Genomic DNA, 12067 nt, shown 5'->3' with positions numbered 1-12067 from the left:
TCCAACGGCGTCACAGTGACAGCCATACCCGGGACCCCTGGGCCCCACCGATCTTACGAATGACCAGTTCAGGCCCACATCAAGAAAGGTAGGACCCACGGTGATTGATTCCGCATCGTGGGCCGAGCGTCTGGGCGGGGACACGTTCCTCGCCCAGACGTGCTTCCGGGCCCACAAAGTGATCCGCTCCAACGGCACCACGTCCCCCTCGCCACTGACCTGGGGCGACCTCAACGAGATCGTGGCCGCTCACCGACTCGAACCGCCTCGGATGCGGCTCTCGCGTGCCGGGGAAGCTGTCCCGGTCACGGCGTACTCGGTCCTCCGGACGAACCGTCGCGGGGTGTCCTGGTACCAGCCGCAGCCTGCCGAGTTCCACGCCCGGCTCGCCGAGGGCGCGTCCCTGGTCATCGACGCGATCGACCAGATCCACCCGCCCGTCCGGGAAGCCTCGGCCGGCCTCGAACGGTTCTTCCGGACCCCCGTGCAGGTCAACGCGTACGCCTCGTGGACTGCCGAGGAAGGCTTCGGCACCCACTGGGACGACCACGACGTGGTGGTGCTCCAGCTCGAAGGCTCCAAGCGGTGGAAGATCTTCGGCCCCACCCGGCAGGCCCCCGCCTGGCGCGACGTGGAAGCTCCGGAGGCCCCGACTGGCGATCCGATCGCGGACGTCGTCCTGACGCCCGGCGACGTGCTCTATCTGCCGCGCGGTTGGTGGCACGCCGTGAGCGCCGACCAGGGCACCGCATCCCTCCACCTCACCTTCGGACTCGCCACACAGACCGGCGCCGAGTTCCTGGGTTGGCTGTGCGACGACCTCCGGGCGAGCGTGACCGTCCGGGCAGACGTACCGCGTTTCGGCACTCCGGAGGAGCGGGCGAACTACCTGGCTTCCGTACGCAAGGATGTACTGGCCGCCCTGGACGACCCTGCGGTTCTCGATCGCTGGGAAAGGTCTCTGGACGCGACGCACCCCGGGCGCCCGCGCCTGTCACTGCCACACCTGACCGGCGTTCCTGCCGAACCGGGCATCACGGTGCAGACCACGGTGCCCCGTGCCCGGATCGACCAGGACGACCAGGCCGTGACCTTCGCCGGGGCAGGGAACGAGTGGACCTTCGCCCTCCCCGTCGCCCCACTCCTCCGCCTCCTCGCTGGTGGGCCGCCGGCCACCCTGGCGAACCTCTCCGTCGAGTCGGATCTCACCCTCGTACAGGTGGCGGAAGTCGTCTCCGCGCTGGTCGCCGGTCAAGCCGTCGCCGTGGTCGGGGGCTCCTCGTGACTGCTTCCCTGGGACTGGGGACGTACCGGGTGCGCGCCGTCGAACAGGCGGCCCGCACCGCGTGCGCCGACGGGCTCGTGTGGATCGACACCGCCCCCAACTACGGCAGTGCCCACCAGGCGCTCGGCCCCGTCATCGCCGACCACCCACGCGCCATGGTGGCGACGAAGACGGGCTTCTTCACCCCGGATGAGGGCGCGGCTGCTCTTCGGGCCGGGCTCCTCACTGCCGCCCAGGTCCGGGCCGGACACAGCCTCGACCCCGGCTTCGTCCGCTGGCAGACGGAAAGGTCCCTGGCCGCTCTCGGTCGGATCGACCTCGTGTTCGTCCACAACCCGGAGCACGCCGGCCTCAGTCCCACGGAGCTGCATCCGGCAGTGCGTGATGTGTTCGCGGTCCTGGAGGAGTTCGCTGCTGCGGGCAGGATCGGCGGGTACGGCGTGGCCACCTGGTCAGGGTTCCAGCACAACGCCTTCGCCGTGTCCGAACTCCTCGGCCTGGCCATCGAGGCCGCTGGTTCGGGTGAACATCACCTGAGGGCCGTCCAACAGCCGGTCAGCCTCGTCATGGCAAGGCCCATCGCCCTGGCCCTCGACGGCAGAGGCCCTCTCGTCCTGGCCCGCGCGGCGGGCCTGATCACCTTCGGCTCCTCGCCCCTGCACGGCGGCGAGCTACCCGGCCTCGTCACGCCCGAACTCGCAGAGTTCATCCGTCCGGGGGCCTCGCCGGGCACCGCCTGTCTCCTCGCTGCGGCCTCCTGCCCGAGCCTGGACGTGGTACTGCTGTCTGCGGGCTCCGCCCACCATTGGGCCGCCGCGAAGGCCACCACTGCCGCCCCGCTCGATCCGGGCCACCTCAGGAAGGTCACCGATGTACTCGCCCAAGGATGAGACCACCAGGGCACGCATGGCGGACGCCCTGGCCCACGCCGCCGCCCGCCTCTCCACCACGACGGTGGGCGCGCCAGCATGGGGATGGCTCGGCCGCACCATCGGCAGTCGCACCGCAGGCGGTCACTGGCTCCGCGTCCACTGCGGCGAGGCAGCCAAGACCCCCGCCACCCGGAACGAGGGGATCGCCCTCGCCGAGGAACGGGTGTCCGACAAGGTGTCCCGCCCTCACCTCCACGACCTGTACCGCTGGGACGGCGGCGAGTACGTCTTCGAAGCAGAGCTGATCGACTACATCGCCCAGCCCGTCATCTCCCCGGAAACGCCCGACCTCACCGAGGATCCGGACCTGCCGGACTCCTGGTGGACGACCCTGCGGGAGAGCCTGGACGCTCTCAGCGCCGCGGAACCGCCCCGCGAGACCATCCGCCAGTCCTGGGCCGACCGGGTCTTCCCCGAGTTCCTGGGCATCCCCGCCCCGGCCATCACCGAACGCGTCACTGGGCACGCAGACCTCCAGTGGGCCAACCTCACCCACGACCCGCTCGTCATCCTGGACTGGGAGCGCTGGGGCGCCGTCCCCGTCGGCTACGACCCCGCGATGCTCTACGTGAACAGCCTCCGCGTCCCCGCCGTCGCCGACCGCATCCGTGCCGAGTTCACCCACGTCCTCGACACCCCAGCCGGCCGAATCGGCGAACAGATCGCCCTCGCCGAGATGCTCCAGGCCGTCGGCCGAGGCTGGTACGTCGAGCTGGCCCCGCTCCTGCGCCACCGCGCGGAAGAGCTGACGGGGGTCCGTCCTCCGGCCCCGGCCGTCGCCCATCCGACCGCCTGATCGGCACCTCCCATACGCGGCCCGCGACGGCCTGTGCCGCACATGGGGTGTGTCTTCCTGGGACACCCGGCCGCTCGGCATGGTCGGGGTGGACGACCTGCCGTCTCCGGACGTCCTCATGGTCCGGGCCGGGTTCCTCGTGGGCATCGACCTCCTCGACACCACGGCCGTCCTGCGCAACGTCTGGCAACCGGGCGAGACCTGGGGCATGAGCCCCTTCGGGGGCGGCAACGGGAAGGTCTGGGAGGACTTCGACCCTCGCCCGTTCCTCCGACCGCCCCACGATGGCCTGTCCCGCGTGCAGGCAGCATTCCGTACGGCGTTCCACCTGCCGAGCGCCTCCGCGGTGGCGGTCGGCACCGACGACCCCGGCCACCTGGCCCAGCTGGTCCAGGCCCTGGGCGCGGAGGTGAACACCACCGCTGTCAGTCAGTACCTGCGCGCCCTCCATGGGCACCGTCAGAGCTGAAGCTCGGCCACCAGGCGCTCGGCCTCCTTCCGGGCCGGCACCAGCAGCGGATCCTCCTCGTACGCGTGGGGTCCGACAATCTTCGACAGGAAGAACAGCGACATCAGCTTGCCGTCCCGGCCCTCCAGGTCCGCACGCCGCTCCTGCTGGACGCGGTCCGCAAGCGCCGGGACGGCCAGCGCATTGCCCCACAGCGTTGCGGCGTCCAGGCCCCGGGGCGCCATGCCCCAGTCCTCCCAGTCGATGATGGAGAACTCCGGTCCCATCACGTTGGCCCAGGTCAGATCCGCATGAGCCGGCGCCCACCGCTCGATCCGCGTATCGGTAATGGCGGGGAAGACCTCGCCGAGTGTCTGCGTCACCTGCTCCTGGGTGATCGTCACCGTGTCCGGCGTCGCGATTCGCGGCGTCTGCTGTTCGGCGAGGGCGTCCAGAGAGGCGTTCAGCGCCTGCCACCACGCATTCGACAGTCCCGGGTCTTCGAGCACGAGGGCGCCCTTGGCTACAGATGGCGACGCAAGCAGCTCCAGCTCATCCGCACGCCACATCACCGGCTCGCCCGGCTCGCGCCACGCCACGCCCTGATACCACTCGGGCATCGCGACCCCTTGCAGCACGGCGGCGGCCTCCGTCCCGTTCCAGCCCTGCGGGCCGATCCGCTCGAATCCCCGCCGCTCGATACGCACCCACGTCCCCCGGTCCGTACGGCCACCCAAGGAGCGCCGTTTGCGTACCAGCTCCTGCCGGTCCAATCGCACATGCAGGGCCTCCTCCACGCGCCCCACTACGCCGTCGACCGACTGACGGCGTAGATCCACTCGGGCAGCGACAGGCAGGGAAACAGTCATCACGACCTCCTCGGCGAGCGAACTCCTGATAACTGGATCCTGTGACACGAGCACGGCCAGAGCCCCGGAAACCAGCGGCATCCGGGGCTCAAGGCTTCTCGTGCGGCGTGTGCGCCGGTCAGCCCTCGTCTGCGGCCAGGCGCAGGGAGATGCTGTTGATGCAGTAGCGCTGGTCCGTGGGCGTGGGGTAGCCCTCGCCCTCGAAGACGTGGCCCAGGTGGGAGCCGCACTTCGCGCAGCGGACCTCGGTGCGGACCATGCCGTGGGAGGTGTCCGCGATGAGTTCGACCGCGTCGGTGTCCTTCGGGTCGAAGAAGGACGGCCAGCCGCAGTGGGATTCGAACTTGGCCTCGGAGCGGAACAGTTCGGCGCCGCAGGCACGGCAGGAGTACGTGCCGGCCGTCTTGGTGTCCGTGTACTCGCCGCGGAAGGCGGGCTCGGTGCCCGCCAGGCGCAGCACCTGGTACTCACTCGGGGTGAGTTCGGCCTGCCACTGCTCGTCGGGCTTCTCGATCTCGTACGCCATTGCGCTCGCTCCCTTGAGTCGCTCAGTCGCTCAGGCGGGCGAGGATCTCGGGTCCGAGATCGGTGACGTCGCCCGCACCCATGGTGAGAACCAGGTCGCCCGGCTTGGTCATTCCCGCGATCACGTCGGGAGCGGCGGCCTTGTCGTGTTCGGCGGTGACGTCGGCGCCGGCGGCCCGGGCGGCGGCGATGATGATCTCGCTGGTGACGCCGGGGACCGGGTCCTCGCGGGCCGGGTAGATGTCCAGGACCACGGAGGCGTCGGCGAGCGCGAGCGCCCGGCCCATCTCGGTGCCGAGTTCCTGGGTGCGGGAGAACAGGTGCGGCTGGAAGAGGACCAGGATGCGGGAGTCGCCGGCGGCGCCGCGGATGGCCTCCAGGTCGGCGGTCATCTCGGTCGGGTGGTGCGCGTACGAGTCGATGACCTGGACGCCGCGGGCCTCGCCCTTGAGCTGGAGGCGGCGCTTGACGCCGGTGTACTTGCCGAGCGCGGAGGCCAGGTTGTGCGCCGGGATGCCGAGGGCCACGCCCGCGGCGAGGGCGGCGACCGCGTTGTGGGCGTAGTGGCTGCCGGGCACCGAGACCGTGAAGGTGAGCATCCGGCCGTCCAGCAGCACGGTGACCTCGCTGCTCAGGCCACGCGGGGTGATCTTGGTGATGCGGATGTCGGCCGACTCGGACTCGCCGTACGTGACCACGGTCAGCCCGGGCTGGGCGGCACGGACCCGGCGGGTCAGCTCGACCGCGCCCTCCTGGTCGGCGGAGACGACCAGGGTGCCGCCGGCCGTGATGCGGCCGGCGAAGGTCACGAAGGACTCGTGGATCTCCTCCATCGACGCGTAGTTGGCGTGGTGGTCGAGCTCGGCGTTGAGCACGATCGCGACCTGCGGGGCGTACTTGTGGAAGCTGCGGTCGCTTTCATCCGCCTCGGCGACGAAGATGTCGCCCTCCCCGTGGTGCGCGTTGGAGCCCGGGGCGTCCAGGTCGCCGCCGATGGCGTAGGAGGGGTCCAGGCCGAGCGCCGACAGGGAGACCGCCAGCATGGAGGTGGTGGTGGTCTTGCCGTGGGTGCCGGCGACGGCGATCGGGCGGAGGCCGTCCATCAGCGAGGCGAGCGCATCGGACCGGTGCACGACCGGGATGCCGAGCTCGGCGGCCCGGGCCAGCTCCGGGTTGTCGGCGCGGATGGCGCTGGAGACGACCACGCAGGTGGCGTCGTCGGCGAGGTGGGAGGCGGCGTGGCCGATGTGGACGGTGGCCCCGTGGGCGCGGAGCGCCTCGGCGGTGGCGGAGTCCTTGGCGTCGCTGCCGGCGACCTTCGCGCCGCGCTGGGCGAGGATCTTCGCGATCCCGGACATTCCGGCCCCGCCGATGCCGATGAAGTGGGGTCGGTCCATGGCGGTGGGCAGGCCGGGCATCATCCGTGGTGCTCCAGGGTCGTCGTCGGTGCGGGTGTGACGGGCCCCAGCCTAATTCCTCCCCCGGCCGCGGGGGCTCCCCCACGGCCGGGGGAGCAACCGGTCACTCGTTGTGCGCGAACAGCTTCAGCACCGGGACGCCCACCTTGTGGCGGGCCCGGGAGGCCCAGTCGCGGTGGAAGAACTCCTCGACGAAGTGCGGGGCGGTCAGCACGATCACCTCGTCCGCCGCGGAAGCCTCCACGACCGCCTTCAGCTTGTCGAGCGGATGGTCCTCGATGATCTCCCCGACGGCCTTCGCCCCCTTCTTGCGCAGGGCCTCCAGGGAGTAGTCGAGCGCCTGCTCGGCCGGCCCCCGGGCGGCGTCCCCCTCGGGCACGTCGCCCTCCCGGATCGCCTCGGGGAGCTCACCGAGGGCCACATCGTCGATGGCGCGCAGCAGCCGGTCCTGGTCGCCCCGGGGCTGCATGAGGACGAAGAAGGAGACCGGGTCGTCTCCGTGCAGGGTGGTGACGAAGTCCACGTCTACGGATGTCAGAGGCTTCTCGATCATCAATACGCTCGTGAACACGGACGCCCTCTCCTTCATGGGCCGCGGCGGCCCCTGCGGAAACCATCCTGCCCCGCTGTGGCACGGGGCTCACGCTGGTAATTGTGCCCAGCGGGAGCTAAGCGGAACGACTAATTCCGCAGCTGCCTCTCAGATCCGACGGTAGCGGGTGAACAGGAACCCGGCCTCTTCCAGCAGGGATGCCAGCTCCAGCCGCCGCGGCACCGCCATCCCCGGTCCCCCCGCGATCCGCTGGGCGTCACCCGCCGTGAGCATCGGGGACACGGTCAGGCACAGCTCGTCCAGCACCCCGGCCGCGACGAACTGGCCCAGCAGCCGCGGCCCGCCCTCGGTGAGCTGCCGTACGTGGCCCCGTACGGCCAGCTCCCGGACCGCGCGCGCCGGGTCCACCCCGGCCCCCTCCCCGGCCACCAGGACCTGGGCTCCCGCCTTGGTCGCCGCCGCCACCCGGTCCGCGGGCGCGGTCGCGCCGGTCAGCACCAGGGTGGGCACCAGCGGGGCGGTGAACAGCGGCAGCGAGAAGTCCAGGTCCAGGCCGGCCGAGACCACCGCGATGGCGGGGGCCGGGCCCTGACCGGCAGCAGCCCGCCGGGCGGCGAAGGCCTCCCGAGCCCGGGCCGGCCGGTAGCCCTCCTGCCGAACCGTTTCGGCGCCGACCACCACCACATCGGCCAGGGCCCGCAGGGTGCCGAAGATCCGCATGTCGGTGTCGTTGGAGATGGGCTGCGAGCGCCCGTCGTGCTGGGCCGCCCCGTCGAGCGTGGACACCATGTTCCCGCGCAGCCAGTGGGCGTCCCCGGTCAGCGGCGGGTAGGCATACGCCTCCGCGAGTTCGTCGAGCGACCACTCCCGATCGGTCTCGGCCGGTGTCTGATCGGTCACAGGGAACAGGTGGCGCATGGGGTGCAGTGTGACACGCCGTACAGTTGAATGCTGTGTCAACATCTCTCACCGAGTCCGGCGCCGCAGCCGGACGGAGCCACATAGCGAGCCACACAGCGAGCCACACCGCCGACGCGGGCCCGCATGCCCTCTGCGCCCGCGAGCCCCGGGTGCCCGCCGAGCGGCTGGTCGCCGAGATGGTGCCGCCACCGCGCTTCGACTCGGTGCGCTTCGACACGTACAACCCGGACCCCGGACAGCCCAGCCAGGCCGAGGCCGTCACCGTGCTGAGCGGCTTTGCCGCCGGGCTCGGCGGAGCGCACGCCTCCGGCGCCGGGAAGCGCCGCTGGTTCGCCCGGGCCCCCAAGAAGGCCGCGCCCACCGGCCCGCGCGGGGTCTACCTCGACGGCGGCTACGGCGTCGGCAAGACCCACCTGCTGGCCTCGCTCTGGCACGCCACCCCGGCCGAGCCCGCCCTCAAGGCCTTCGGCACCTTCGTGGAGCTGACCAACCTGGTCGGCGCCCTCGGCTTCCAGCAGACCGTGCAGACCCTGTCCGGGCACCGGCTGCTGTGCATCGACGAGTTCGAACTGGACGACCCGGGCGACACCGTCCTGGTCTCCTCCCTCCTCGGCCGGCTGGTCGAGGAGGGCGTGGCGCTCGCCGCCACCTCCAACACCCTGCCGGGCAAGCTCGGCGAGGGCCGGTTCGCCGCCGCCGACTTCCTGCGCGAGATACAAGGCCTCTCTGCCCACTTCCGCCCCCTGCGCATCGACGGCCAGGACTACCGGCACCGCGGGCTGCCCGAGGCCCCGCCGCCGTTCTCCGACGAGCAGGTCGCCAAGACCGCGTACGCGACCCCGGGCGCCAGCCTCGACGACTTCCCCGGCCTGCTGGAGCACCTGGCCCGGGTCCACCCCAGCCGGTACGGCGCGCTGACCGACGGCATATCCGCGGTCTGCCTGACCGACGTCGGCCCGGTGCCGGACCAGTCGACCGCGCTGCGCCTGGTGGTCCTGGCCGACCGGCTCTACGACCGCGAGATACCGGTCCTCGCCTCCGGAGTCCCCTTCGACCGGCTGTTCGGCGAAGACATGCTGAACGGCGGTTATCGAAAGAAGTACTTCCGCGCCATCTCGCGGCTCACCGCACTGGCGCGGGACGCAAAGGGGCTGGTGGCGCAGTAGGTTGGGGAGCTCCGGGCTCGGCCGTTCGGCCGTCGCCCGGTCGATTCCACCTATGCGAAGGGATCCACCATGGCCACCACGCGCCACGCCCACACGGTCTGGGAGGGCAACCTGCTGGAGGGCAAGGGTGTCGTCACCCTCGACTCCTCGGGCATCGGCTCGTACGACGTCTCCTGGCCCGCCCGGTCGGAAAAGGCGAACGGGAAGACCAGCCCGGAGGAGCTGATCGCGGCGGCCCACTCCAGCTGCTTCTCGATGGCGCTGTCCCACGGCCTGGCCGGCAAGGGCACCCCGCCCACCCGCCTGGAGACCAAGGCCGATGTCACCTTCCAGCCCGGTGAGGGCATCACCGGCATCCACCTGACGGTGGAGGGCGAGGTTCCCGGCATCGACAACGACGCGTTCGTCGCCGCTGCCGAGGACGCCAAGAAGAACTGCCCGGTCAGCCAGGCCCTGACCGGTACGACCATCACCCTGAGCGCCAAGCTCGCCTGACGGTCCGTCCGCACGCGCGGCGGTACGGGGAGCCCGCACCGCCGCGTGGTACCACAGGGCGCATGTCACGCACGGCACCCTCCTCCGCGACCCGTCGTCAGATCCTGGCCGGCATCGTCTTCACGGGTGCGCTGGGCACGCTCTTCGCCGGCGCCCCGGCCGCCTCGCCCCGGGACTTCCACGGATACGGGCCGCTGCTGCCCGACCCGAAGGGCCTGCTGGACCTCCCGGCGGGGTTCCGCTACCGCGTCCTGTCGGTCGCCGGGAGTCCGCTGCGCTCCGGCCAGGGCGCGGTCCCCGGCAACTGCGACGGCATGGGGGCCTTCGCCGCGGGCGACGGCGGCCGGATCCGGCTGGTCCGCAACCACGAGAACCGGGCCACGGCCGAGCTGCGCGTCCCGCCCGTCGTCGGCCTGACCTACGACCCGTACGCGCGCGGCGGCTGCACCGTACTCACCCTGGACGAGCGGGGCGCGGTCGCGGACGAACGGGTCGGCATCGCCGGTACGGCGGTCAACTGCGCGGGCGGCACCACCCCCTGGCACACCTGGCTGACCTGCGAGGAGACCGAGGACCGGGCCGGGGCGAACGGCTACGCCAAGGACCACGGCTATGTCTTCGAGGTCGACCCCGCCGAGCCGCTCCGCACCGGCGCCGTCCCGCTGACCGCGCTGGGCCGGTTCGCCCACGAGGCGGTCGCGGTGGACCCGTACCGGGGGGTCGTCTACGAGACCGAGGACGCCTTCGTGCAGCCGTTCGGCCTCTTCTACCGCTTCCTCCCGGACCGGCCGCTCGGCGGGACCGGCTCGCTGCGGGCCGGCGGCCGGCTGGAGGCGATGCGGGTGCCGGGGGTGCCGGACCTGGCCCAGGTCACCGAGCCGGGCACGGCCTTCCCGGTGGAATGGGTCCCGGTGCCGGACCCGTCGGCGGCCCGGACCCCGATCCGCCTCCAGGACTTCGGCCGGGCCGGGATCACCCACGCGCAGAAGCTGGAGGGCTGCTACTGGAGCCGGGGCGGGGTGTCCTTCGTGTCCAGCTACGCCCGCACCCGCGAGGGCGCGGCGGCCGACCACTTCGGCCAGGTCTGGCACTACGACCCGGAGCGCGCCCGGGTCACCCTGGAGGTGCTCTTCGGGCCGTCGACGGACATCCGCCTGCCGGGGGACTCCCCCGACAACATCTGCCTGGCCCCGGGCGGCCGGCTGATGGTGTGCGAGGACGGCGGTGGCGAGCAGTACGTGTTCGGGGTGACCCGGGCCGGCACGGTCTACCCGGTGGCCCGCAACGCCGACAACCTCGGCACGGCGCAGGCCCCGGAGTGGTCGGAGTTCGCGGGGGTCTCCTTCTCCCCGGACGGCGGCACGATGTTCGTCAACGCCTACACCCCGGGCCGCACCTTCGCGATCACCGGCCCCTGGCGGTAGGGGCGGGCTTGACGACGGCGACGCAAGCGCGGTGGCAGGCCGCCTGGCAGATAGTCATATATTTTGATTAGGTGACCTTTTCCGTACGTTCCGTGCGCAACGCGGCAGTCCTTGCCGCCCTCGGCGCCGCCCTCGCAGGATGCGCGGGAGACGCCGGCACCGCGTCGAAGTCCGACCTCGGCCACGAGGCCCCCCGTACGAGCCCGTCGGCCTCGGCATCGGCCCCGGCCCCCGGCGCTCCCGCCGCCGGACCGGCGAAGCCTGCCGCGCCGCAGGCCAAGCCCCCCACCCTGGCCCCCGGCCCGAACGGCCTGACCCCCGTCTTCGCGCGGGCCCGGCAGCAGACCGACAAGACCGTCGCGCTCACCTTCGACGCCGATATGACCGCCGATCAGGGACCGCGCGCCGCCCAGGGGGAACGTTTCGACAACCCCCGGCTCATCGAGACCCTCCGCCGGCTCCGGGTGCCCTCGACCGTGTTCATGACCGGGCGCTGGGCGGAGGAGTACCCGGACCAGGCGAAGGCCATCGGAACCGATCCGACCTTCGAGATCGCGAACCACTCCTACAGCCACCACGCCTTCACCACCCCCTGCTACGGGCTGCCCGCGCTCGACGGCGCCGCCGCCCGCGCCGACGTGGACCGCGCCTTCGAGGCCTTCCGCACGGCCGGCGCGGTCAACACGGTCCCCTACTTCCGGTTCCCCGGCGGCTGCTACGACGACAAGGCCCTGCGCGCCCTGTCCACCGCCAAGGTGACCGCCGTGCAGTGGGACGTGGTCAGCGGGGACGCCTTCGCACAGGACCCGGCCGCGGTGGCCGAGCAGGTGCTGGCGGGGGTGAAGCCCGGCTCGGTGGTGGTCATGCACTGCACTCGCAGCGCGGCCCCGGTGACCGAGGAGGCGATCCGGACGATCGTCCCGGAGCTGCGCAAGCGCGGCTACCGGTTCGTAAAGGTGTCCGAGCTGATCGGAACCTAGCCGTAGCCGCTGTCGGGCCGCCAAGCCTCCAAGCCGTCAGCCCGAGCAGGCGGTGCGCTGCGCGTCCTGCCACTCGCAGACCGGGCAGAGCACCCGCCCCGGGGTGGCCACGCCGTACTCGGTGGGCCGGCCGCACTCCACGCAGTCCGCGTACGGCGGGCCGGCCACCGCGCCCTCGGGGCGGGCCGGGGCGGCGCAGTACGGCTCGTTCTCGTCCATGCGTACGAGCCTACTCGCGCCGGCCGCCCGCCCCCC

Annotated in this window: 14 protein-coding genes; 8 read left to right on the top strand and 6 right to left on the bottom strand. The window is 71.9% G+C overall.

Annotation, left to right across the window (positions count from 1 at the left end; all coding sequences use genetic code 11):
- Positions 1-100 precede the first annotated feature (100 nt).
- The 4 genes from ABT123_RS04610 to ABT123_RS04595 are packed head-to-tail and all read left to right on the top strand — an operon-like array spanning position 101 to position 3482.
- Positions 101-1285, top strand: coding sequence for a cupin domain-containing protein (locus tag ABT123_RS04610; protein ID WP_351309729.1), 1185 nt, complete (start codon positions 101-103; stop codon positions 1283-1285).
- The gene (locus tag ABT123_RS04605) at positions 1282-2175 is read left to right on the top strand and encodes an aldo/keto reductase (RefSeq protein ID WP_351309727.1); all 894 of its coding nucleotides are present in this window, start codon (positions 1282-1284) and stop codon (positions 2173-2175) included. The genes ABT123_RS04610 and ABT123_RS04605 overlap by 4 nt, the downstream gene beginning before the upstream one ends.
- Positions 2156-3013, top strand: coding sequence for a hypothetical protein (locus ABT123_RS04600; RefSeq protein ID WP_351309725.1), 858 nt, complete (start codon positions 2156-2158; stop codon positions 3011-3013). The genes ABT123_RS04605 and ABT123_RS04600 overlap by 20 nt, the downstream gene beginning before the upstream one ends.
- Before the next feature lie 49 nt (positions 3014-3062).
- On the top strand, positions 3063-3482 hold the full coding sequence (locus ABT123_RS04595) for an aldo-keto reductase family protein (RefSeq protein WP_351309723.1): 420 nt from the start codon (positions 3063-3065) through the stop codon (positions 3480-3482).
- On the opposite strand, the gene ABT123_RS04590 is transcribed toward ABT123_RS04595, so the two are convergent.
- The 5 genes from ABT123_RS04590 to ABT123_RS04570 form a co-directional block, all read right to left on the bottom strand.
- Positions 3473-4330 (bottom strand): hypothetical protein, encoded by an 858-nt coding sequence (locus ABT123_RS04590; RefSeq protein ID WP_351309721.1) that lies wholly within the window; start codon positions 4328-4330, stop codon positions 3473-3475. The two genes, ABT123_RS04595 and ABT123_RS04590, sit on opposite strands and share 10 nt — an antisense overlap.
- A gap of 118 nt (positions 4331-4448) precedes the next feature.
- Positions 4449-4856 (bottom strand): peptide-methionine (R)-S-oxide reductase MsrB, encoded by a 408-nt coding sequence (gene msrB / locus ABT123_RS04585; RefSeq protein ID WP_351309719.1) that lies wholly within the window; start codon positions 4854-4856, stop codon positions 4449-4451.
- Positions 4857-4878: 22 nt separating this feature from the next.
- The gene (gene murC, locus ABT123_RS04580; protein WP_351309717.1) at positions 4879-6276 is read right to left on the bottom strand and encodes a UDP-N-acetylmuramate--L-alanine ligase; all 1398 of its coding nucleotides are present in this window, start codon (positions 6274-6276) and stop codon (positions 4879-4881) included.
- A 100-nt stretch (positions 6277-6376) separates the two neighbouring features.
- A complete protein-coding gene (locus ABT123_RS04575) occupies positions 6377-6844 on the bottom strand; it encodes an indole-3-glycerol phosphate synthase (RefSeq protein WP_351309715.1) in 468 nt (155 codons plus the stop codon).
- 129 nt (positions 6845-6973) lie between these two features.
- Positions 6974-7744, bottom strand: coding sequence for a pyrimidine reductase family protein (locus tag ABT123_RS04570; protein ID WP_351309713.1), 771 nt, complete (start codon positions 7742-7744; stop codon positions 6974-6976).
- Positions 7745-7827: 83 nt separating this feature from the next.
- Here ABT123_RS04570 and zapE point away from each other — a divergent pair, with 83 nt between their 5' ends.
- The 4 genes from zapE (at position 7828) to ABT123_RS04550 (ending at position 11812) form a co-directional block, all read left to right on the top strand.
- Positions 7828-8913: a cell division protein ZapE gene (zapE, locus tag ABT123_RS04565; protein WP_351309758.1), complete on the top strand. Its 1086-nt coding sequence runs from the start codon at positions 7828-7830 to the stop codon at positions 8911-8913.
- 69 nt (positions 8914-8982) lie between these two features.
- Positions 8983-9408 (top strand): OsmC family protein, encoded by a 426-nt coding sequence (locus tag ABT123_RS04560; protein ID WP_351309712.1) that lies wholly within the window; start codon positions 8983-8985, stop codon positions 9406-9408.
- Between the two features lie 62 nt (positions 9409-9470).
- Complete coding sequence (locus tag ABT123_RS04555) at positions 9471-10832, top strand: alkaline phosphatase PhoX (RefSeq protein WP_351309710.1); 1362 nt, start codon at positions 9471-9473, stop codon at positions 10830-10832.
- Between the two features lie 71 nt (positions 10833-10903).
- On the top strand, positions 10904-11812 hold the full coding sequence (locus ABT123_RS04550) for a polysaccharide deacetylase family protein (protein WP_351309708.1): 909 nt from the start codon (positions 10904-10906) through the stop codon (positions 11810-11812).
- Between the two features lie 36 nt (positions 11813-11848).
- Here ABT123_RS04550 and ABT123_RS04545 read toward each other — a convergent pair whose 3' ends face one another.
- Positions 11849-12031 carry a hypothetical protein gene (locus tag ABT123_RS04545; protein ID WP_351309706.1) on the bottom strand — a complete coding sequence of 61 codons (183 nt, stop codon included), beginning with the start codon at positions 12029-12031 and terminating at the stop codon, positions 11849-11851.
- Positions 12032-12067: the final 36 nt, after the last annotated feature.

It is taken from the genome of Streptomyces sp. NPDC002054 (assembly GCF_040296685.1).
In the GTDB taxonomy this organism is placed as follows: Bacteria; Actinomycetota; Actinomycetes; order Streptomycetales; family Streptomycetaceae; genus Streptomyces.
This window is presented reverse-complemented; position numbering and strand designations above follow the sequence as displayed.

What these genes read in the sequence shown, in the direction of transcription:
- msrB (WP_351309719.1), bottom strand. Translation starts at nt 4,856, where the DNA reads ATGGCGTACGAGATCGAGAAGCCCGACGAGCAGTGGCAGGCCGAACTC.
- ABT123_RS04545 (WP_351309706.1), bottom strand. Translation starts at nt 12,031, where the DNA reads ATGGACGAGAACGAGCCGTACTGCGCCGCCCCGGCCCGCCCCGAGGGC.
- murC (WP_351309717.1), bottom strand. Translation starts at nt 6,276, where the DNA reads ATGATGCCCGGCCTGCCCACCGCCATGGACCGACCCCACTTCATCGGC.
- ABT123_RS04570 (WP_351309713.1), bottom strand. Translation starts at nt 7,744, where the DNA reads ATGCGCCACCTGTTCCCTGTGACCGATCAGACACCGGCCGAGACCGAT.
- ABT123_RS04555 (WP_351309710.1), top strand. Translation starts at nt 9,471, where the DNA reads ATGTCACGCACGGCACCCTCCTCCGCGACCCGTCGTCAGATCCTGGCC.
- ABT123_RS04560 (WP_351309712.1), top strand. Translation starts at nt 8,983, where the DNA reads ATGGCCACCACGCGCCACGCCCACACGGTCTGGGAGGGCAACCTGCTG.
- ABT123_RS04590 (WP_351309721.1), bottom strand. Translation starts at nt 4,330, where the DNA reads ATGACTGTTTCCCTGCCTGTCGCTGCCCGAGTGGATCTACGCCGTCAG.
- ABT123_RS04600 (WP_351309725.1), top strand. Translation starts at nt 2,156, where the DNA reads ATGTACTCGCCCAAGGATGAGACCACCAGGGCACGCATGGCGGACGCC.